Here is a 19,339-nt window from a genome sequence, read left to right on the forward strand (position 1 = left end):
TGGTGGATTCAGAACTTTCCGTATGGCATCTCATCGCCCAGGCCGGCCCGCTGGTACAGCTTGTCATGCTGTTGCTGGCGCTGGCATCGGTGATTTCATGGGCGCTGATATTCCAGCGTATCCAGGTTTTCCGCAAGGCAAAGCGGGCACAGCGGGCCTTTGAGGAACAGTTCTGGTCCGGCATGGACCTCGGCCAGCTCTATCGGGAAGTCAACGCCAGCCCGACCCCCTATTCCGGCATGGAGTCCGTTTTCCGGGCCGGTTTCCGGGAATTCTCCCGCCTGCGCCAGCAAAGCCGCGATCCCGATGCGGTGATGGACGGTGTCCAGCGGGCCATGCGGGTGGCCTTCTCCCGGGAACAGGAGCGTCTGGAAACCCATCTGCCGTTCCTGGCGACCGTCGGCTCAACCAGCCCCTACGTCGGTCTGTTTGGGACCGTCTGGGGCATCATGAACTCGTTCCGCGGGTTGGCGACCGTGCAGCAGGCGACACTGGCCACGGTGGCGCCGGGTATCTCCGAAGCGCTGATCGCCACGGCCATGGGTCTTTTCGCGGCCATTCCGGCGGTTATCGCCTATAACCGGTTCTCCTCAAGGTCCGACGCGCTGCTGCAGAACTATGAAACCTTTGCCGAGGAGTTCTCCAGCATACTGCATCGCCGGGTGCACGGTAACGGTGGCAGTCAGGGCTGATCGCGAAGGCGACGGGAGAGGATGTGATGAAAGGCGGAATGATGCACACGGTTCGCCGCAAACCCATGGCGGAGATCAACGTCGTACCCTACATCGACGTGATGCTGGTGTTGCTGGTCATCTTCATGGTGACAGCCCCCATGCTGACCCAGGGTGTGAAGGTGGACCTGCCGGAGACAACCTCGGATCCGATCCAGGCTGAGAAGGAGACCGAGTCTGTGGTGGTATCCATCGACGCCAATGGTGCCTACTATCTGCAGGTGGGTGATGAGGACAGTGATCCGATGCCCTTACGTCAGGTACAGGAGATGGTCGGCAAGATCATGGCCGGGCGCACCAATCGCGAGGTGCTGGTGCGTGGCGACCAGAACGTACAGTACGGCAAGGTGGTTCAACTGATGTCGGTACTGCAGCAGGCGGGTGCCACCAATGTGGGCCTGATTACCGAGGCAGAAGAGACGGATGAGGCGGGTGGATAATCTGTGACGGATCCACGACCCGAAGAACGTAAGGAAAGCCGCCCGGCGTGGACATCGCCGGTATTATTGTCGCTGGTGCTCCACGGCGCCATTGTGGCGATTACGCTGATGAGCTGGCACTGGGTTTCGCCCATTGAGGAACCACCGGAGCCCAGCATCTCCGCCCGGCTGGTCGCTCCGGAGGCTGTGCCGCCCCAGGAAACCACCACACCGCCGCCAGAGCCTGAACCCGCGGAGCCGGAACAGCCTCCGGAGGATGAGCGTCAGCAGCAGGAAGAGGAGCAGCGGCGCATTCAACAGGAGCAGGAGCGCCAGCGCCAGGAACAGGAGCAGCGCGAGCAGGAACGTCTGGAACAGCAGCGACGTGAGCAGGAGGCCGCCCGCGAACGTGAGCGCCAGGCCCGTGAGGAAGAGGCTGCCCGGCAGAAAGCCCAGGCCGAAGCGGAAGAGGAAGCCCGCCGCCAGGCCGAGGAAGAGCGCAAGGCCCGCGAAGAAGCGGAGCGCAAGGCCGAAGAGGAACGCAAGCGCCAGGAGCAGCAGCGTCGTGAGGAAGAGGAGCGGCGCCGCCAGGAAGAGGAACGCCAGCGTCAGGAGGAAGAACGCCGTCGCCAGGAGGAAGCCGAACGCCAGCGTCAACAGGAAGAAGCCGAGCGTCGCCAGCGGGAGCAGCAACTGGAGGACATGGCCCGGGAGGCCGAGGAATCCCGGCTGGCAGAGGAGCGCCGACAGCAGGAGGCCGCCGCGGCCAGGGCCCGGGAAACCGAGATGCAGAACGAAAGGGCCCGCTACGTGTCACTGATAGGGCAGGCCATTGAGAATCAGTGGTATCCGCCGTCGTCGGCACGGGAAGGTATGAGTGTCCTGTTGCGTCTGACGTTGCTGCCCAATGGTGAACTGCAGTCGGTGGAAGTCGTCGAAAGCAGCGGGAACCAGGCATTTGACAACTCCGCTATCAGTGCCGCCCGGGCAATCCGTGAGTATCCAATTCCGGAGAGCCGCGATACCTTTGAGCGCTACTTCAGGCAGTTTACGATCAAGTTTGAGCCGGAGGTCTGAGGTGTGATGCTGAACACCCAACCGGAACCCCGAAAAAGGATGGTGAGGCCAGTATGACAGTAACCAACCCCACGAACACGGCCAGTTCCCTGAGGATCACCGGACCGGTTGCACTGGTCCTGTTGATGGCGACCCTGTTGCTGGCTACCTCGGTGGCCCGGGCGGAACTGATGATCAGGGTGACCAAGGGCACCGGAGAGGCGATTCCGGTGGCAGTGGTACCCTTCGGAAAGTCCGGTGACCTGCCGGCGGGGGATGATATCAGCACCATTGTCCGCAATGACCTGGAAATGACCGGCGAATTCACCCCACTGTCGGCGGAGCGCATGCTCAGCCTGCCGTCCAGCGGTGACGACGTCTTCTTCAGGGACTGGCGCATGCTGGGGCAGCGCTACCTGCTGGTGGGCAATGTTACCCTGGAGGGGGATCGGGTCCGTGCCCGCTATGAGCTGTTTGACGTGAACAGTGAGAAGCGCATGCTGGGGGAAACCTCCACCACGTCGGTCAACAACATACGCACGCTGGCACATCACATCAGCGACAAGGTATACGAGGCGTTGACCGGCGAACCGGGCATCTTCTCCACCAAGCTGGCCTATGTCACCCTGGATGAACATGAGGGCAAGCCCCGCTACCGCCTCCAGATCAGTGACGTGGATGGTCGCCGCTCCAGCGTCCGGCTGGAGAGTCGCGAGCCCATCCTGTCTCCGGACTGGTCGCCGGATGGCAAAAAGCTGGCCTATGTGTCTTTCGAGAGCGGCAGGCCGGAGATCTTCATACATGAGCTGGCCACTGGTAAACGTTCCGTGGTGGCGTCTTATCCCGGTCTGAATTCCGCCCCTAACTGGTCACCGGATGGTCGTTCGTTGCTGGTCACCCTGTCCCGCTCGGGCAATGCCGAGATCTACCGGCTGGATGTGGATACTCGTTCCCTGACGCGCCTGACCGACCACTGGGGCATCGACACCGAAGGTGCCTGGCATCCGGACGGAGACGGTCTTGCCTTTACCTCCGACCGTTCCGGTGGCCCGCAGATCTATATCAAGGAGAGCGAACGTGCCTCGCCCCGCCGGATTACCTTCGGTAGCCGATATAACGCGCGGCCGCGTTTCAGCCCGGATGGCGAGTACATCTACTACGTCCATCAGCGCGACGGCGCCTTCCTTATCGCGCGGACCGAGCTGGACTCCGGCGACGAGCAGGTGCTGACCCGCACCGGCATGGACGAATCCCCAAGCATCGCGCCCAACGGCCGACTGCTGATCTACGCGACCCGCCAGGGGAATGACAGCGTACTGACCGTTATATCCACCAATGGTGGCGCTGCCTATACGCTGCCGGCGGCCCGTGGGGATGTACGTGAACCGGCCTGGTCCCCCATCCTCCGTTGAACAGCGGCGGGGGAGGAACAGGCCCATTGAAAACCATGAAATTGGAACAACAGAAACCTAAGCAGAAGGACGTTCTATGAACACCATGATGAAAAAATCCGCATTTGCCCTTGTACTCTCGCTGGGTCTGGTCGCTGGCTGTAGTACCACTGGTGACGAGCCCATGGGCGATGATGAGATGACTGCCGTGGATCAGGACGGTGGTGCCTCCGTATACGGCGATGATGGCGACGGCGGTGTTTCCTCCGATGAACTGAGGGACGGCGAGCGCGGCCAGGCAGGTCAGGCCGCCACTGGCGAGGATGCGGCCCTGCGTCGTATCACCACCTTCTACTTCGATTTCGACACCGCCGAAATCAAGGCGGAGTCCCGGGATGTGCTGGCGGCTCACGCCCGTTACCTGGCCGGCAACCCGAACGTGAACGTACGCCTGGAAGGTCACACCGATGAGCGTGGCACCAAGGAGTACAACCTGGCCCTGGGCGAGCGTCGTGCCAATGCGGTGCAGCGTTTCCTGGTGGTTAACGGTGCTGACCGCGGCCAGATCGAAACGGTAAGCTATGGTGAGGAAAAGCCGGCGGCCATGGGCTCCAATGAAAGTGCCTGGGCCCAGAACCGTCGTGTGGAACTGATTTTCCGCTAAGACACAGCGGTGACTGACAATAGGTGTACCCATGAGAAAGCTTCTCGTGGCGGCAGTGGCACTGGCGGTTTCCGCCGGTGCCCTGGCGCAATCTTCCACGCCGGCCTATCAGAACAACGAGTCGGAAGCCCGGCGGCAGTCCGCCGGTAACCAGGGCAATGCCGAGCTCTTCTTCATGATCGAGCGGCTCCAGCAGGAAGTACGAAGCCTGCGGGGAGAACTGGAGGAGCAGCGAAATCAGCTTGAGCGCCTGACACGGCAGTCCCGGGAGCGTTATATCGATCTGGATCAACGGCTGATGGAGCTGTCCGAACAGCAGAGTCAGTCCCGCTCCGGTGGCGGCGGCTCGTCCGGTGGTTCAGCAGCCGCCGCGTCCAGCGAACGGCAACAGCCCCAGACCGTTAGCCAGGAATACCGGCAGCCGTCGGCGGAGGAGCGGGAAGCCTACGAGCGGATCCAGGCACTGATCCAGCAGGACAAGGCCTATGACCAGGCCATTGGTGATCTGTACGACTTCATCGGCGAGTACCCGGAAGGGGACCTGACGGTAAATGCGTACTACTGGCTCGGCGAAGTCTACCTGGTCAAGCCCCAACTGGAGCAGGCCAAACAGGCGTTTACGATTGTTGCCACCCGGTATCAGGATCACCGCAAGGCACCGGATGCCCTCTACAAACTGGGGGTGGTCCATGACCGTATGGGTGAGAAGGATCAGGCCGAACGGTACATGAAGCGGGTAGTTGATCAGTACGGCACCAGCCAGGCGGCCAATCTGGCAAAAAAATACCTGGGCGCCGGTTAAAAGGGGTTGATCACCCCAAAAAAATCCGTACTATATGCGCCTCGTTTGGGTCGTTAGCTCAGTTGGTAGAGCAGTTGGCTTTTAACCAATTGGTCGAAGGTTCGAATCCTTCACGACCCACCACTATTGCTTCGGCTGGCATGGAAAGCCGGTCTGATCCCGGTCATGGGTCGTTAGCTCAGTTGGTAGAGCAGTTGGCTTTTAACCAATTGGTCGAAGGTTCGAATCCTTCACGACCCACCAATCAGGCAGGCTGTATCGGCCTGCCGTAAAAAAGAGCCTCCGGGCTCTTTTTTTTTGCCTGAAAATCCCCACAATCAGGGGGGTACGGTGTCTGTCCCATGCTTCACGGTGTTTGGTGCAGGGCTGTGACCGACGCCGGGGGTGATATACTGCCCGTATTCAGGAGTAGCAACAGAGAAGCGAATGATGACACGAGTTGAAGATCGTATCCTGGTTCAGGAATACCTTGCCCACGAGGCGGAGCCCAAGCCGCTGAGTGACGAGGAAAAGGCCGGACTGGAATCCCGCATCCGCGAGGCACTCCGGCAACAGGATGCGGTACTCGTTGCCCATTACTATACCGACCCGGATATCCAGCGCCTGGCGGAGGAAACCGGTGGTTGTGTGGCCGATTCCCTGGAAATGGCCCGTTTCGGGAACCAGCACCCGGCGTCCACGGTGGTGGTGGCCGGCGTTCGCTTCATGGGCGAAACCGCCAAGATCCTCAACCCGGAAAAGCGGGTACTGATGCCGACCCTGGAAGCGACCTGCTCCCTGGATATCGGCTGCCCCCCGGACGAATTTGCGGCCTACTGTGATCAGCACCCGGACCGTACGGTGGTGGTCTACGCCAACACCTCCGCCGCCGTGAAGGCCAGGGCGGACTGGGTGGTAACCTCAAGCTGTGCCCAGGCCATCGTCGAAGACCTGGACGCCCGGGGTGAAAAGATCCTGTGGGCTCCGGACAAACACCTGGGGGGCTATATCAAGCGCACCACCGGCGCCGACATGCTGATGTGGGATGGCTCCTGCATCGTGCACGAGGAGTTCAAATTCCGGGGCCTGGAAGACCTCAAGGCCCTGTATCCGGATGCTGCCGTGCTGGTTCACCCGGAATCGCCGGAACAGGTGGTGGATATGGCGGATGTGGTGGGGTCTACCTCGCAGTTGATCCACGCCGTGCAGTCCATGCCCAACGAACGCTTTATCGTGGCCACTGACAACGGCATCTTCTACAAGATGCAGCAGCTTGCGCCCAACAAGACCCTGATCGAGGCGCCCACCGCCGGTAATGGAGCCACCTGCCGCAGCTGTGCCCATTGTCCGTGGATGGCCATGAATGGCCTGGAGAACCTGCTGCACGTGCTGCAACAGGGTGACCAGGAGATCCGGGTGGATGAGGCCCTGCGGGAGGATGCCCTGCGCCCCCTGCGCCGGATGCTGGACTTCACTGCCAATATGAACCTCAAGGCCGCCGGCAACGCCTGATCAGGCGTTGGCGCCTTTCCCTTCGACGGTCCGTCGCCTCAGGACTGGCCCAGGCGACGGCTGACTTCCGCCAGTCTCTCGGAAATTACCTGTCGCAGCGGGGTACTGGACGGTGCCCGTTCCTGGGCCTGTCGAAGCTGGCGCTGGGCTGCTTCCAGATCGCCCATCAGGATGTCGTATTCCGCCCGGGCCCTGTGCACGCCGACAATATTCCTGGCCATGCCCTCCGCTTCCGCAAGCCGCAGCCACAGGTCCTCGCGATTAGGGTATTCCCGGGTCAGTGTCTTCAGGTAGTCCGCAGCCCGGCTGCCGTTACCCGCCTGGATCTCGATGTGGGCCAGGCGATCGGTGATGGGGTAGTTGCCGGGGTTGCGGCGCAGGGCGGTTTCCATCAACTCCCGGGCGTCGGCTAACCGGTCCTGCGCCTGCATGGCTTCCGCCAGGGTGACCTGGTAGGTGATGCGGTTGGGGCTTTCCTCCAGCAGTTCCTCCAGGATGGTCCGGGCACGATCAGGCTGCCCGTTGGCAAGCAGCGCAACGGCCAGACCGTATTGGGCTGCTGCTTCGCTACCTGAGGTCGGGTCTTCCAGGTAGGACTGGAAGGCATCGATGGCTTCCCCTTTGTTGCGGGCGTAGCGTACCTGCAGCCGTGCCCGCACCAGGTGATATTCGTGGTGGTCGCTGGCGCCGGCTCCCCGGTACTGGTCGGCACGGCTGCGGGTGTCGGACACCCGGGACTGGGTCAGGGGGTGGGTTGAGAGGTATTCCGGCACCCGGTTCCCCTGCAGACGGCTTTGCCGCATCATGACCTCGAACATTTCCGGCATGCCACGGGGATCGAGGCCGGCGTCCGCCATGATTTCCATTCCGACCCGGTCAGCTTCCTGTTCGTGGGCACGGCTGTAGGCCAGCATATTCTGCACGCTCATGGCCTGGGTGCCCATGATGGTGGCGATACCAGCCTCCGAACCGGTGACGGCGGTCAGCACGATGCCGGCGATGATGCCCGCCGCCGTCAGCGGTGCCGAGCGTTCCTGCTGCTCCAGCCGGCGTGCAAAATGGCGCTGGCTGAGGTGGGCCAGTTCGTGGGCAATGACGGAGCCGAACTGTTGTTCGGTCTTGGCGTTCAGGAAGAGGCCGCCGTTGACCCCGACAATGTTGCCGGGCACCGCAAAGGCATTGATGTTGGGGTCGTCAATCACCACGATGGTGAGCTCACGGTTGCTCAGAGGGGTATAGGGCACCAGTCGATATATCATCGATGTCAGGTACTCATACACCAACGGGTCCTGGATCTGTCCGGCGGAGCGTCGTATTGAGCTCATCACCCGCTGACCAATCTCGGTCTCCATCTGGTCCGATAGCAAGCCGCCGCCTAGACCGCCAATGGCAGGCAGGTCCCTCTCCTGGGCCTGGGCCAGCCCCGGCCATACCGGGGACAGGAGCATGACCAGGGTCATGGCCAGCGCTACGGAGCGCCTCAGCGGGCAGGTGTAAATACTGGAATCGAAAGTCATACCTTGGCTGATATACTCCAAACGAAACAATGCAACACGCCGGAACCAAGGGCATAATGGTGGCCCGGCAACCACAGCGAGACTGTCAGAAACAACCTATGGTTGATATTACCCTTGATGCTACCGGGCTGCGATGCCCAATGCCATTGCTAAAGGCCAAGCTCCAGATTGGCGCCATGACAGCCGGCCAGGAACTGGAAGTACTGGCCACCGATGCCGGATCCGCAAGGGATATTCCCGCCTGGCTGGCGCATACCGGGCACGAACTTGTCTCCAGCGATGAAGAGCAGGGTCGTTTTCGCTTTATCATTCGTGTCGGAGATCAGGAGTAAGTTCCACCATGGTTCGCATTCTACGTGGCCTGGCCCATAAATATTTTTCAGATGACGAAGCCGTTATCCTGTTCCTGCTGCTGTTGGTCGGCGTACTGACCATCGTCTTCCTGGGGGCCATGCTGGCGCCGGTGATCGCGTCGGTGATTATCGCCTTTATCCTGCAGGGCCTGGTGACCCGGTTGACCCAGGTGGGGGTGCCAGAGATCGTCTCCATCATCGGGGTGTTCGTGGTATTCCTGGGCACCCTGGCCGGCTTCCTGTTCGGGCTGCTGCCGCTGATCTGGACCCAGCTCGCCTCATTGGCCACCGAGGCCCCGCGCATCTTCCGGGATATGCGCAGTTACCTTGAACTGTTGCCGGAACAGTATCCCAACCTGATCTCCATGAATGCGGTGAACGACTTCTATCACCAGGTGACGGCGGAAGCGGGCAACGTGACCCAGTGGTTGGTGTCCTTCTCCCTGAGCAGCATTCCCGATCTGGTGGGGCTGCTGATCTATCTGGTACTGGTGCCCATCCTGGTGTTCTTCCTGCTCAAGGACCGTCGTCTGATCCTGGCGGCCATTACCCGGCTGTTGCCCAGCCAGCGACCGATGATGAGCCAGATCTGGCGTGAGGTGAACCAGCAGTGTGCCAACTACGTGCGGGGCAAGGCGGTGGAGATCCTGATCGTCGGCGGTGTCACCTTCGTCACCTTCAAGATCCTTGGGGTTCCCTATGCCGCGCTGTTATCGCTGCTGGTGGGGCTGAGTGTCGTGGTGCCGTATATTGGCGCCGCCGTAGTGACCATACCGGTGGCGATGATTGCGCTGTTTGCCTTTGGCTGGGGCTCCCAGTTTATCTGGGTGATGGTGGCCTACGGCATTATCCAGGCCCTCGATGGTAACGTGCTGGTGCCGCTGCTGTTCTCCGAGGTAAATAACCTCCACCCGGTGATGATCATCATCGCGGTGCTGTTCTTCGGTGGTATCTGGGGGCTCTGGGGGGTGTTCTTCGCAATACCGCTGGCCACTATGGTCAAGGCGGTGTTTGCGGCGTGGCCGGTGCGACCGGACGACCCGGTCCGGCTGCCCGAGTAACGGGGCTGCCGGTCGGGTGTCCGGGGCAGGGCGCGGACACCCCAAACGGCTACTGACGGGCGGTCAGAGTTCCCGGACGGCGTCCAGAACCTCTGCAGCGTGTCCCTTGACCTTCACCCCGCGCCACTCCCGGCGCAGCTTGCCTTCCCTGTCGATCAGGAAAGTGCTTCGGTCAATACCCATGTACTCCTTGCCATAGAGTTTCTTAAGCTTGATAACGTCGAACAGGGAGCAGACGGTTTCGTCCTTGTCGGAGATCAGGTGGAAGGGAAAGTCGTGCTTGGCCCGAAAGTTCTCATGGGCCTTGAGCCCGTCCCTGGAAACGCCGAGAATGACCGCATCAAGCGCCTGGAACTGGTCGTAGAGATCCCGGAAGTCCTGGCCCTCGGTGGTACAGCCAGGGGTGTTGTCCTTGGGGTAGAAGTAGAGCACCACAGGGTTCTGTCCCCGGAAATCGGACAGTCTGATGGTCTGGTCTCCGGTGGCTGGCGCTTCGAAATCAGCAACGGGTTGGTCGAGTTCTGGCTTCGCCATGGCTTCTCCTTTGTTTCCCTTGTGTCGGTTGACACCCAAGATTACCATAACCGTTTTATTTGCACGGAGTCCTTATGATTACTGGTAGCCTTGTCGCTCTGGTGACGCCCATGCACCCGGATGGCAGCATTCACTGGGAGCAGCTGGATGCACTGGTGGACTTTCACCTTGATAACGGTACCCACGGCATCGTCGCGGTTGGTACCACCGGCGAGTCAGCAACCCTGACCCCTGCGGAACACCTCAAGGTGATCGAGCAGATCATCAAACGGACAGCGGGCAGGATTCCGGTGATTGCTGGCACGGGGGGCAACTCCACCCACGAGGCGATCGCACTCACCTCCGAGGCGGCCAAACTCGGCGCCGATGCGTGCCTGCTGGTGGTGCCGTACTACAACAAGCCCACCCAGGAAGGCCTCTACCGTCATTTCAAGGCCATCGCGGAGGCGGTGCCCGACGTCAGCCAGATCCTCTACAACGTACCGGGCCGTACCGCCTGTGACATGCTCAACGAGACCGTGGAGCGCCTGGCGGATATTCCCAACATCGTCGGTATCAAGGACGCCACCGGTAACATCCCCCGGGGTGCCGAGCTGATCAGGGCCGTGGAAGGCCGTCTGGCCGTCTACTCCGGTGACGATGCCACCGCTGCGGGGCTGATGCTCGCTGGCGGCAAGGGCAATGTCTCAGTGACCGCCAATGTGGCGCCGAAGCTGATGTCGCAACTGTGCGAGGCCTCCATTGCCGGTAATCAGGAAGAGAGCGATCGTCTCAACGAGATCCTTGATCCCCTCAACCGCAAGCTGTTCCTTGAGGCCAACCCGATCCCCGTCAAGTGGGCCCTGCAGCGCATGGGCATGATGGATACGGGAATCCGGTTGCCCCTGACACCCCTCAGTGACAAGTTCCACAACGAGGTTGAAGAAGCACTCAAGGCCGCAGGCGTACTCTGAATGACAGATAGCAACAACACAGTGATGCATTGCTCCCGCGGTGTTATCCGGGTTCGTTCACTGCTGGCGCTTGCCATGGCCGGCATCCTCGCCAGCGGTTGCAGCCTGATCCAGGACCGTTCCGATGACTACGCCACTGCCGAACAGGCCGAGCCCCTGCATGGCCTTGATGGTGAACCACTGCCACGCCAGCGTTCGGCTTATCCGATCCGATCGGTGAGCGGAAGCGGAACCATGGCCAACCAGGTGCCGCGGCCACCGGACCTGACCGCCGAAATCCTCGACGAGAACTATGTCATCGAGTCGGTGAATGACCAGTCCTGGTTGCTGGTCAATGAGGTGCCGGGCCGTATCTGGCCAGCGGTGGCCGCCTGGATGAACGAAACCGGCCTGGCCGTTGCCTCCGACAGCACCCAGCTTGGCATGATGCAGAGTGAGATCGCCAACTTCAGCCGCCGCGCCCGGGAACTGGTAGGGCTGGGTGAAGCCGTTTCCGGTGAGTCGCTGACGCTGGTGCAGGTCCGCCTGGCCCCCGGCGTACGGCGCAAGACCACGGAAATCCAGGTGCGCCCCCGCCAGGTGTCGGAATCCCCCGGGCGGCTGCTGCCATGGCAGGACCAGCCCATGGATCAGACCCGGGAAGAGCAACTGCTTAACAACCTGTCCCAGTTCCTGCAGGCTCGGGAAGATAATCGTTCCTACTCCCGTGCGGCCCTGGATATGAGCAGTGAACCCCGGGTCAGTATGCGCCGGCCCAACGCCGAACAGGCGCAGGCGGTGGTCATTGAGTTGCCTTACGACCGCGCCTGGGGTGAAGTTCGCCGTGTCCTCGAGGACGAGAATATCCCCGTGCTGGACCTGGATCAGAGCGCTGGATATTTCCTGGTGGACGGACGACCCGCTGAGGACCGCCAGCGTGGCTGGTTGACCAGCTGGTTCGCCGGGGATGAAGTGGAGCCGGTGGCCACCAACCGGGTGGATCTGGTGGAAGAGGATGGCAGGGTAGTCGTCACTGCCGACCGTGCAGACGGCTATAATGGCGGTAACTACTCCCGCTCCGTGCTGTCCCGGCTCTACGAATACCTGTACTGATACCGCGGACCCCAACAGGGGGTTGGCAAGAACAACGCAGTGGTCAGGATAGCTTGCCTGGCCACCGGAGACTGATATGGAAAAGCGCAAAGAACTCTACGCGGGCAAGGCCAAGTCCGTTTTCACCACCGATGACCCTGAGCGGTTCGTGCTGGTGTTCCGTGATGACACCTCCGCCTTTGACGGCCAGAAGAAGGAACAGCTCAACCGCAAGGGCATGGTGAACAACCGCTTCAATGCCTTCATCATGGAAAAACTGGAGGCGGCCGGCGTTCCCACCCACTTCGACCGGCTGCTGTCGCCGACGGAATCCCTGGTCAAGAAACTGGAGATGATTCCCGTTGAGTGCGTGGTCAGGAACGTCTCCGCGGGCAGCCTGTGTCGCCGCCTGGGGGTGGAAGAGGGGCAGGACCTGAACCCGCCCACCTATGAGTTGTTCCTCAAGAATGACGAACTGCACGACCCCATGGTCAACGAATCCCTCGCGGCAACCTTCGGCTGGGCGAAGCCGGAGGAGCTGGAAGAAATGAAGCGACTGACCTACGAGGTCAACAGTGTGCTCAAGTCCCTGTTTGCCGACGCCGGCATGCTGCTGGTGGATTACAAGCTGGAGTTCGGCCGTTGTGAAGGGCGTATTGTGCTGGGGGACGAGTTCAGTCCCGACGGTTGCCGTATCTGGGACAGCGAGACCCGCAAAAAGATGGACAAGGACCGGTTCCGCCAGGGGCTGGGCGAGGTAATAGAGACCTACGAGGAAGTGGGGCGTCGCCTCGGTATCAGCTTCGACTAAACTCACTGAATGGGGGCCTCTGGAGGCCCTCGTTTATATAGGTTGTCTACTATCGACCATAGGGGAGCCGCCCATGAACAAACTGATACCCGCTGCAACCGCTTGCCTTTTTGTCACCGCTCCGGTGGCCCAGGCCGATGTCATGGGACTCGGCGCCACCATTGGCTACTGGGATTCCGACCTGTCCGGCAAGGTCTCCAATGGCTCTGACCGGGTCAACGTGGAGAACGACCTGGACCTCAGCAACAACAACGAGGCCAACCTCAGTGCTTTCCTGGAACATCCGATACCGCTGCTGCCGAATGTCCGCCTGAGCTATGTTCGTATCGACCAGACCGGTCGCGGCGAACTCAGTTCCGGTTTCGACGGCGTGCCTGCCGGGGTGCCGGTGGATTCGGAGCTGGATTGGCGGCAGACGGACCTCACCCTGTACTACGAGATCCTGGACAACTGGGTGAATCTGGACCTGGGCCTCACGGTCCGTGACCTGGACGCCGAGCTGAAAGTCAGTGATGTTGCTGGTCTTACCCGCAGCAAGACGGACGTGGATGCGGTCGTTCCCATGGCCTACGCCGCCAGTCGTTTTGACCTGCCGCTGACCGGCCTGTCCGTGGGTATCAGCGGTAACCTGGTCAGTTACGGTGGTGATTCCCTGTATGACTATGATCTCTTTGGCCAGTACCAGATCTACGGCGTACAGCTTCGTGCCGGCTACCGGGAAATGGCGGTTGACTACGAAGACGGTGATGATCGCCTGGATATCGACGTGGGCGGTCCCTTCGCCAGTGTCGGCTTCAACTTCTGATGTAGAACAGGGACAGAACCTTGAAACTGCTTGTTACCGGCACCGCCGGATTCATCGGATTCCATCTTGCCCGTCGTCTGCTGGAGCGCGGCGACGAGGTGATCGGCGTTGATAACGTCAACGGCTATTACGACACCAACCTCAAGGAAGCCCGGCTGGACCGGCTTCGGGACCATCACGGCTTTACCGAGGTTCGCCAGGATATTGCCGACCGGGCTGCCATGGAATCCATGTTCCGGCAGCACCAGCCCCAGCGGGTCGCGCATATGGCCGCCCAGGCCGGCGTCCGTTATTCCATCGAGAACCCCCATGCCTATGTGGACAGCAATATGGTGGGGTTCATGAATATCCTGGAAGGGTGTCGCTACAACGGGGTGGAGCACCTGGTTTATGCATCCAGCAGTTCCGTGTATGGCGCCAACGAGACCATGCCGTTCTCGGTCCAGGACAATGTGGACCATCCGGTAAGCCTGTACGCGGCCTCGAAGAAAGCCAACGAGCTCATGGCTCATACCTACAGCCACCTGTACCAGATACCCACCACCGGGCTTCGCTTCTTTACCGTGTATGGCCCCTGGGGGCGCCCGGATATGGCGCCGTTCATCTTTACCCGTAAGATTCTTGCCGGCGAGCCCATCGACGTTTTCAACTTTGGTCACCACAAGCGGGATTTCACCTATATTGATGATATTGTCGAAGGTGTGATCCGCACACTGGACCATGTGGCCTGCTCCAATACAGACTGGAGTGGGCTGGAACCGGATGCCGCCAGCAGCAAGGCGCCGTACCGGCTCTATAATATTGGCAGCAACAATCCGGCGGAACTGGCCCGTTTCATCGAGATTATCGAACAGGAAACCGGCAGAACCGCGGAGAAGAACTACCTGCCCATGCAGCCGGGTGATGTGCCTGCTACCTACGCCGACGTAGATTCACTGATCAGGGACGTGGGCTACCGGCCGGAAACGTCGCTGGAGGAAGGGCTATCGCGCTTTGTTGCCTGGTATCGTGAGTTCTACGGCGTCTAGCTGAGCTTCCAGATCGTCATCGGCGGAGCGGACGCCCGAACAGAATCGGGAGGACACCGGTGATTGGTCCCCAGCTTGCAGATGATAACCTGATTGAGTCGTTTCGCATGCACGCCCGCTGGCAGGAGCCCGCGGAACTGCAAGAGCATGACGGCATGCTGATGATTGCCGGGTGCAACAGCCGCCCGGGACTCTACCGCAATTGCGCCCTGCGGCTGGATCCGTCCGTGCCGGCAGGGAAAGCCTTCGAGCAGACCATGCGGTTCTTCGGTTCCCGGGAGCGGGGATTTACCCTGGTGACCCGCAAACGCTTCGACGACGATATGGAAAAACTGCTGGCGGATGCCAGCATCTTCCCCCGGGGCAGTTCCCCCTGCATGATCATCAACCGTGAACTGGAGCCGGCGCCCCTGCCCGAGGGGGTCTATACCGTGGCCATTACCGATCAGGAGCAGTTGCGGGACAGCGTCCAGGTGAACATGGAGGCCTACCCGAGGCTGGGCATGGCGGCGGAGGAGGTGGCCGCCTTCTTCCGGAACGGTGATCGGGTCATGGATGACAATGTCAGCGGCCTGGTAGCCTACAAGGACGGCGTCCCCCTGGCCACGGCGCTGACCTATGTCACCGGCCCATCCGCCGGTGTTTACTGGGTGGGCACCGTGGCCGCCGCCGAACGCCAGGGCCTGGCAGGCGCCTGCACTCGCCTGGCGGTTAACGCCGGATTCGAGCAGGGTGCCCGCGTTGTGACCCTCCAGGCCAGCCCCTTCGGCCTGCCGGTCTACCAGCGTTTGGGCTTCCAGAATTACGACGGACTCAGTTTTTACTTTTTTGGTCGTTCTCAGGTCAGTTGATTTCAGGCCTGACAGAGGGAAAACCCCTGGACAAACAAAAGCCCCCGAACGTCTCCGCTCGGGGGCTTTTCAGCATCTGGTAGGACCAGGCAGATTTGAACTGCCGACCTCTGCCATGTCAAGGCAGCGCTCTAACCAACTGAGCTATGGTCCTGTGTGCAACGGGGTGGAAATATACTGATCCAGGCCCGGTTGGTCAACCATTTCCCGGGACTTTTTGCGCTCTTTCTCAGCCCTGGCTGGCCGCCCGGATGCGGGCGATGCGGCGGGCCCGGGCGGACTTGCGCAGTCGACCCCGCAGGGCCTTGGACACCACGGTCCAGCGGTTGATCAGCAGGGCCAGCAGGATGACCCCGCAGCCGGCAATCTGGGTGGGGGTCATGGTCTGGCTGAACCAGACCCACGCCAGCAGGGCCACCCAGACCGGCTCCAGGATCAGGATCACCACGCCGTGACTGTGGGCGGACAGGCTCTGGGCGTAGGTCTGCAACAGGAAGCGAAAGGCGGTACCGATGGTCGCACTGGCCACCAGCCACATCATCAGGGTGCCGCTTAAGTTGGTGAGCGTGGGCATCCATTCTTCGAAGAACAGGGAAATAACGCCGGTCAGCACCCCCGCCGTGGTCATGCTCAGGGCGGTCAGGGGCAGGGCGGGCACCCGTTCCCGGATAACGGTCTCACCCTTGCGGGTTACCTCCGTGCGGGTGTTGGCGGTACGGGACGTCAGGATATAGGAAATGGCGAAGATGAAGGATGCCGCCACGAACAGCAGTTGGCCTTTCTCCGGGCGGAACCCGTTCTCCAGGGACAGCAGCGCCAGCCCGCAGACTGCGACGGGAATTGCCAGCCAGGTGCTCATTGGCTGTTCCTCGCGGAAGAAGATCCGGGCAATGGCGGGGACGATCACCACCGCCAGGCTGACAATGAAGGCCGCCTCACCCAGGTTGACGCCCAGCCAGATGCCCATGACCCAGCAACTCATGGCGGACCCGAACACCAGGCCCACCCGCGCGCCGCGCAGCATCTGACGGAACTCCAGCCGGGGCAGTTGTCGTCGGGCGAAGAATGCCAGCAGGGCGCCGGCCATCAGGAAGCGCAGGGACATGAACATCAGCGGCGGCATCAGCAGCACGGCTTCCTTGGAGAAAGCCCAGCTAAAAGCCGCCAGCAGGGTAACGAAGACGAGGTAAAGATCCGATTTGTGGGTATCAGAAAGGGCCATGGGAACGCGGTTATCCGGAAATCAGGGCGCGGAGTTTAGCATGCTCATGACCCCGGTCCTAATCGTACTGACCCGGAGATCGCTGCGGAACGCTGCCGTCCGGTGCTAGAACCAACCATTGTCCTCAATAGCCTCGAACTCGAAGCGCAGGTGTACCTCGTCCCCGACCATCAGCGGGTCCAGGGCGTAGGTCATGCCCCACTGGCTGCGCTGGATGGTAGTGCTGGCTGACACCCCGAGGGTGTATTCCTCGTGGCCGATCGGGTATTCCCCCGCCTTGTTCAGGGTGATGTCCAGGGTGACCGGATGGGTTTCCCCCAGTAGGGTCAGGTCGCCGGTGAGCTTGCCGGTGTTGTCGCCAGTGCTCTCGAAATCCGTCACCTCGAAGGTGATCTCCGGGTAGCGGTCACTGTGCAGGAAGTCATCCTTGCGCAGGTGCTCGTCACGTTTATCGTGGTTGGAGAACACGCTGGCACTCTGGATGACCACCTTGCCCGTGGGGATGTCCCGGGCCTCCGCGTCGTACTCGAACTGCCCCTTGCCCTCCAGGAACATGCCGATAACCGGTGCATACCCCAGGTGGTTCACTTCAAAGGTGGCCGAGAAGTGCTCATCGTCGATCTTGTACCCCTTGGGCTCCGCGAGGGCGGTGTTGGCGCCCAGGGTGAGGGCCAGGGCAGCCAGGCCGGCGGTCAGGTGATGGGTGGTCTTCCATTGAGTACTCATGTCGGGCTCCTTGTTGATGCATGCCGGTACAGGTATTGAACGTCGATGGCGAAGGACCAGCCCAGCAGGACCAGCGCTACTATAAGCGTAGCATGGGCAAACAGATCCGGCGTGGCCGGCAGCAGCGCCACCATCAGCGTCACCAGTTGCCAGACGCATACGGTCTTGCGCCGGAAACTCTCCGGCAGGGGTCCATTCAGCCACGTCCAGTACCAGCCTGCCATGACAAAGCCGTAACGCATCAGGCCGACCAGCAGTATCCAGGCCCCGGCCTTTCCCAGTACCATCAGGGCGATACACAGCATCAGTATGAAGAAGGCATCCAGTTCCATGTCGAAACGGGCGCCGAAGCGACTGGCGGTGCCGGTGCGGCGGGCCACATAACCGTCGAAGCCGTCCATGACCAGGGCTGCCAGGCACAGCAGTGCATAGGGCCAGGCCATGCGCTGCAACAGCTCGGGGTGGAAGGTGAGGGTGGTCAGGAACAGTACCAGCACGGCCCGGCCCAGGGTGACCCGGTCCGCGGGGCCGAACCGGCTGTGGCTCAGGGTCAGGCCGGTGACCAGTAACAGCACCAGTGCGAGGTAAAGCAGGCCGCCGATGGCAAGGGGCAGGGCGGGCAGCCCGAGGGTCAGGGTGCACAGTGACAGCAACCCGGCCAACCCCAGGCCGGCCAGGATCAGGTCCCGCCAGGGAGCCCTGGCCAGGGTGTTGGAATGCAGGGGTGAATCCATACCCGGTACCTGTCGTAAGCTATGCTGACTATCACTATTACCCGGCTGGCCGGGCTTCGGATCAGTGGCGTTTCCATGGTCCCCGGCGCCGGTCTTCATCCTTCAGCATGGAGCGATCATGGCGTCACCGTCAACGGAAACTTCTCCCGCCTTCTGGTCCCTCGGCAACGGCCGTGGGGAGATAGCGAACGGACTGGTGGACCACCATGACGGCCAGGCCCCCTGGGTGGAGGTGGAAACCGTCTATTCCGCCATCAGCCGGGGCACCGAGGCCCTGGTCTTCAACGGCCAGGTGCCGGAATCCGAATACCAGCGCATGCGCGCGCCCTTCCAGCAAGGGGATTTCCCCGGCCCCGTGCGCTTTGGCTATATGAATGTGGGCAGGGTAACCACCGGACCGGTCGACCTGGAGGGGCAGACCGTGTTCTGTCTGTTTCCGCACCAGCGCCGCTACCGTGTGCCGGTATCGGCGGTCACCCGGTTGCCGACAGCGGTACCGCCGGAGCGGGCGGTGCTGGCCGCCAATATGGAAACCGCCATCAATGGCCTCTGGGACGGGGCACCCCTGGTGGGTGACCGGATCGCGGTGGTTGGCTGCGGTGTGGTGGGCTGCCTGGTGGCGTGGCTGGCCTCCCGTATCCCCGGTACCCGGGTGGTGGCTGTGGATCCCAACCCCCGCCGTCAGCCGGTGCTGGCATCCCTCGGTGTGGCGTGCGTCACCACGCTGGAGCGGGATGACCACGACCTGGTGTTCCATACCAGTGGCCATCCCTCCGGACTGGATGCTGCCCTGTCGGTCGCGGGCAACGAGGCCCGTATTGTGGAGATGAGCTGGTATGGCAGACAGGCCGTGCCGGCCACCCTGGGCGGGGCCTTCCACTCCCGTCGGCTGACACTGCGTTCCAGCCAGGTGGGGCAGATCAGTCCCCGCCAGGCGTCACGCTGGAACCATGGCGACCGCATGGCCCTGGCGTTGTCGATGCTGGCGGAGCCGGCCCTGGAGGCCCTGATCACCGGCGAGAGTGCCTTCGAGGAGCTGCCGACGGTAATGCCGGAACTGGCGCGCGGGGCCTCCAACACTCTGTGTCACCGTATCCACTATTCATGAACCCGAGGACT

21 protein-coding genes and 3 tRNA genes are annotated in these 19,339 nt (G+C 61.6%); 18 read left to right on the plus strand and 6 right to left on the minus strand.

The annotated features are described in order from the left end of the window. Positions 1-2 precede the first annotated feature (2 nt). The 9 genes from tolQ (at position 3) to nadA (ending at position 6,554) form a co-directional block, all read left to right on the plus strand. Positions 3-692 (plus strand): protein TolQ, encoded by a 690-nt coding sequence (gene tolQ, locus ACJO3T_RS07780; protein ID WP_406978212.1) that lies wholly within the window; start codon positions 3-5, stop codon positions 690-692. Between the two features lie 26 nt (positions 693-718). Then, positions 719-1,171 (plus strand): protein TolR, encoded by a 453-nt coding sequence (gene tolR / locus ACJO3T_RS07785; protein ID WP_328189392.1) that lies wholly within the window; start codon positions 719-721, stop codon positions 1,169-1,171. A 3-nt stretch (positions 1,172-1,174) separates the two neighbouring features. After that, entirely contained in the window at positions 1,175-2,227 is a 1,053-nt protein-coding gene (gene tolA, locus ACJO3T_RS07790; RefSeq protein ID WP_406963514.1) for a cell envelope integrity protein TolA, read from the plus strand. 53 nt (positions 2,228-2,280) lie between these two features. Then, the gene (gene tolB / locus ACJO3T_RS07795) at positions 2,281-3,618 is read left to right on the plus strand and encodes a Tol-Pal system beta propeller repeat protein TolB (protein ID WP_406963513.1); all 1,338 of its coding nucleotides are present in this window, start codon (positions 2,281-2,283) and stop codon (positions 3,616-3,618) included. A gap of 76 nt (positions 3,619-3,694) precedes the next feature. Then, positions 3,695-4,261 (plus strand): peptidoglycan-associated lipoprotein Pal, encoded by a 567-nt coding sequence (gene pal / locus ACJO3T_RS07800; RefSeq protein WP_406963512.1) that lies wholly within the window; start codon positions 3,695-3,697, stop codon positions 4,259-4,261. Between the two features lie 31 nt (positions 4,262-4,292). Beyond that, a complete protein-coding gene (ybgF, locus tag ACJO3T_RS07805) occupies positions 4,293-5,063 on the plus strand; it encodes a tol-pal system protein YbgF (RefSeq protein ID WP_406963511.1) in 771 nt (256 codons plus the stop codon). Positions 5,064-5,110: 47 nt separating this feature from the next. Continuing rightward, positions 5,111-5,186 (plus strand) — tRNA-Lys (locus ACJO3T_RS07810). Between the two features lie 44 nt (positions 5,187-5,230). Beyond that, positions 5,231-5,306 (plus strand) — tRNA-Lys (locus tag ACJO3T_RS07815). A 186-nt stretch (positions 5,307-5,492) separates the two neighbouring features. After that, positions 5,493-6,554 (plus strand): quinolinate synthase NadA, encoded by a 1,062-nt coding sequence (gene nadA, locus ACJO3T_RS07820; protein ID WP_406963598.1) that lies wholly within the window; start codon positions 5,493-5,495, stop codon positions 6,552-6,554. A 38-nt stretch (positions 6,555-6,592) separates the two neighbouring features. On the opposite strand, the gene ACJO3T_RS07825 is transcribed toward nadA, so the two are convergent. Beyond that, positions 6,593-8,071 carry a M48 family metalloprotease gene (locus ACJO3T_RS07825; protein ID WP_406963510.1) on the minus strand — a complete coding sequence of 493 codons (1,479 nt, stop codon included), beginning with the start codon at positions 8,069-8,071 and terminating at the stop codon, positions 6,593-6,595. 98 nt (positions 8,072-8,169) lie between these two features. On the opposite strand from ACJO3T_RS07825, the gene ACJO3T_RS07830 reads away from it, so the two are divergent. Together ACJO3T_RS07830 and ACJO3T_RS07835 are read left to right on the plus strand one after the other, a co-directional pair. Continuing rightward, positions 8,170-8,403 carry a sulfurtransferase TusA family protein gene (locus tag ACJO3T_RS07830; protein WP_406963509.1) on the plus strand — a complete coding sequence of 78 codons (234 nt, stop codon included), beginning with the start codon at positions 8,170-8,172 and terminating at the stop codon, positions 8,401-8,403. A gap of 8 nt (positions 8,404-8,411) precedes the next feature. Then, entirely contained in the window at positions 8,412-9,485 is a 1,074-nt protein-coding gene (locus ACJO3T_RS07835) for an AI-2E family transporter (RefSeq protein ID WP_406963508.1), read from the plus strand. 63 nt (positions 9,486-9,548) lie between these two features. On the opposite strand, the gene ACJO3T_RS07840 is transcribed toward ACJO3T_RS07835, so the two are convergent. Continuing rightward, a complete protein-coding gene (locus ACJO3T_RS07840; RefSeq protein ID WP_406963507.1) occupies positions 9,549-10,019 on the minus strand; it encodes a peroxiredoxin in 471 nt (156 codons plus the stop codon). Positions 10,020-10,093: 74 nt separating this feature from the next. Here ACJO3T_RS07840 and dapA point away from each other — a divergent pair, with 74 nt between their 5' ends. The 6 genes from dapA to ACJO3T_RS07870 all read left to right on the plus strand — a co-directional run bounded on the left by dapA (position 10,094) and on the right by ACJO3T_RS07870 (position 15,538). Then, complete coding sequence (dapA, locus tag ACJO3T_RS07845) at positions 10,094-10,972, plus strand: 4-hydroxy-tetrahydrodipicolinate synthase (protein ID WP_406963506.1); 879 nt, start codon at positions 10,094-10,096, stop codon at positions 10,970-10,972. After that, on the plus strand, positions 10,973-12,064 hold the full coding sequence (locus tag ACJO3T_RS07850) for an NlpB/DapX family lipoprotein (RefSeq protein ID WP_406963505.1): 1,092 nt from the start codon (positions 10,973-10,975) through the stop codon (positions 12,062-12,064). It begins immediately after the preceding gene. Between the two features lie 76 nt (positions 12,065-12,140). After that, the gene (purC, locus tag ACJO3T_RS07855; RefSeq protein WP_406978213.1) at positions 12,141-12,854 is read left to right on the plus strand and encodes a phosphoribosylaminoimidazolesuccinocarboxamide synthase; all 714 of its coding nucleotides are present in this window, start codon (positions 12,141-12,143) and stop codon (positions 12,852-12,854) included. Positions 12,855-12,927: 73 nt separating this feature from the next. Further along, a complete protein-coding gene (locus ACJO3T_RS07860) occupies positions 12,928-13,659 on the plus strand; it encodes a TIGR04219 family outer membrane beta-barrel protein (RefSeq protein WP_406963504.1) in 732 nt (243 codons plus the stop codon). 20 nt (positions 13,660-13,679) lie between these two features. Then, on the plus strand, positions 13,680-14,687 hold the full coding sequence (locus ACJO3T_RS07865; protein ID WP_406963503.1) for an NAD-dependent epimerase: 1,008 nt from the start codon (positions 13,680-13,682) through the stop codon (positions 14,685-14,687). 59 nt (positions 14,688-14,746) lie between these two features. Beyond that, the gene (locus tag ACJO3T_RS07870) at positions 14,747-15,538 is read left to right on the plus strand and encodes a GNAT family N-acetyltransferase (RefSeq protein WP_406978214.1); all 792 of its coding nucleotides are present in this window, start codon (positions 14,747-14,749) and stop codon (positions 15,536-15,538) included. 77 nt (positions 15,539-15,615) lie between these two features. Here ACJO3T_RS07870 and ACJO3T_RS07875 read toward each other — a convergent pair. The 4 genes from ACJO3T_RS07875 to ACJO3T_RS07890 all read right to left on the minus strand — a co-directional run bounded on the left by ACJO3T_RS07875 (position 15,616) and on the right by ACJO3T_RS07890 (position 18,220). After that, positions 15,616-15,692 (minus strand) — tRNA-Val (locus ACJO3T_RS07875). Positions 15,693-15,767: 75 nt separating this feature from the next. Next, complete coding sequence (locus ACJO3T_RS07880; RefSeq protein ID WP_406978215.1) at positions 15,768-16,760, minus strand: DMT family transporter; 993 nt, start codon at positions 16,758-16,760, stop codon at positions 15,768-15,770. Positions 16,761-16,865: 105 nt separating this feature from the next. Continuing rightward, the gene (locus tag ACJO3T_RS07885; protein WP_406963440.1) at positions 16,866-17,486 is read right to left on the minus strand and encodes a YceI family protein; all 621 of its coding nucleotides are present in this window, start codon (positions 17,484-17,486) and stop codon (positions 16,866-16,868) included. Continuing rightward, entirely contained in the window at positions 17,483-18,220 is a 738-nt protein-coding gene (locus ACJO3T_RS07890; protein WP_406963439.1) for a CDP-alcohol phosphatidyltransferase family protein, read from the minus strand. Before ACJO3T_RS07890 ends, ACJO3T_RS07885 begins: the two co-directional genes overlap by 4 nt. A gap of 118 nt (positions 18,221-18,338) precedes the next feature. On the opposite strand from ACJO3T_RS07890, the gene ACJO3T_RS07895 reads away from it, so the two are divergent. Next, positions 18,339-19,328: a zinc-dependent alcohol dehydrogenase gene (locus ACJO3T_RS07895; protein ID WP_406978216.1), complete on the plus strand. Its 990-nt coding sequence runs from the start codon at positions 18,339-18,341 to the stop codon at positions 19,326-19,328. Positions 19,329-19,339 lie beyond the last annotated feature (11 nt).

The organism is Marinobacter shunpengi, assembly GCF_045449715.1.
Taxonomy (GTDB): Bacteria; Pseudomonadota; Gammaproteobacteria; order Pseudomonadales; family Oleiphilaceae; genus Marinobacter.

What these genes read in the sequence shown, in the direction of transcription:
- tolR (WP_328189392.1), top strand. Translation starts at nt 719, where the DNA reads ATGAAAGGCGGAATGATGCACACGGTTCGCCGCAAACCCATGGCGGAG.
- tolB (WP_406963513.1), top strand. Translation starts at nt 2,281, where the DNA reads ATGACAGTAACCAACCCCACGAACACGGCCAGTTCCCTGAGGATCACC.
- pal (WP_406963512.1), top strand. Translation starts at nt 3,695, where the DNA reads ATGAACACCATGATGAAAAAATCCGCATTTGCCCTTGTACTCTCGCTG.
- ybgF (WP_406963511.1), top strand. Translation starts at nt 4,293, where the DNA reads ATGAGAAAGCTTCTCGTGGCGGCAGTGGCACTGGCGGTTTCCGCCGGT.
- nadA (WP_406963598.1), top strand. Translation starts at nt 5,493, where the DNA reads ATGACACGAGTTGAAGATCGTATCCTGGTTCAGGAATACCTTGCCCAC.
- ACJO3T_RS07825 (WP_406963510.1), bottom strand. Translation starts at nt 8,071, where the DNA reads ATGACTTTCGATTCCAGTATTTACACCTGCCCGCTGAGGCGCTCCGTA.
- ACJO3T_RS07830 (WP_406963509.1), top strand. Translation starts at nt 8,170, where the DNA reads ATGGTTGATATTACCCTTGATGCTACCGGGCTGCGATGCCCAATGCCA.
- ACJO3T_RS07835 (WP_406963508.1), top strand. Translation starts at nt 8,412, where the DNA reads ATGGTTCGCATTCTACGTGGCCTGGCCCATAAATATTTTTCAGATGAC.
- ACJO3T_RS07840 (WP_406963507.1), bottom strand. Translation starts at nt 10,019, where the DNA reads ATGGCGAAGCCAGAACTCGACCAACCCGTTGCTGATTTCGAAGCGCCA.
- dapA (WP_406963506.1), top strand. Translation starts at nt 10,094, where the DNA reads ATGATTACTGGTAGCCTTGTCGCTCTGGTGACGCCCATGCACCCGGAT.
- ACJO3T_RS07850 (WP_406963505.1), top strand. Translation starts at nt 10,973, where the DNA reads ATGACAGATAGCAACAACACAGTGATGCATTGCTCCCGCGGTGTTATC.
- purC (WP_406978213.1), top strand. Translation starts at nt 12,141, where the DNA reads ATGGAAAAGCGCAAAGAACTCTACGCGGGCAAGGCCAAGTCCGTTTTC.
- ACJO3T_RS07860 (WP_406963504.1), top strand. Translation starts at nt 12,928, where the DNA reads ATGAACAAACTGATACCCGCTGCAACCGCTTGCCTTTTTGTCACCGCT.
- ACJO3T_RS07880 (WP_406978215.1), bottom strand. Translation starts at nt 16,760, where the DNA reads ATGGCCCTTTCTGATACCCACAAATCGGATCTTTACCTCGTCTTCGTT.
- ACJO3T_RS07885 (WP_406963440.1), bottom strand. Translation starts at nt 17,486, where the DNA reads ATGAGTACTCAATGGAAGACCACCCATCACCTGACCGCCGGCCTGGCT.
- ACJO3T_RS07890 (WP_406963439.1), bottom strand. Translation starts at nt 18,220, where the DNA reads ATGGATTCACCCCTGCATTCCAACACCCTGGCCAGGGCTCCCTGGCGG.
- ACJO3T_RS07895 (WP_406978216.1), top strand. Translation starts at nt 18,339, where the DNA reads ATGGCGTCACCGTCAACGGAAACTTCTCCCGCCTTCTGGTCCCTCGGC.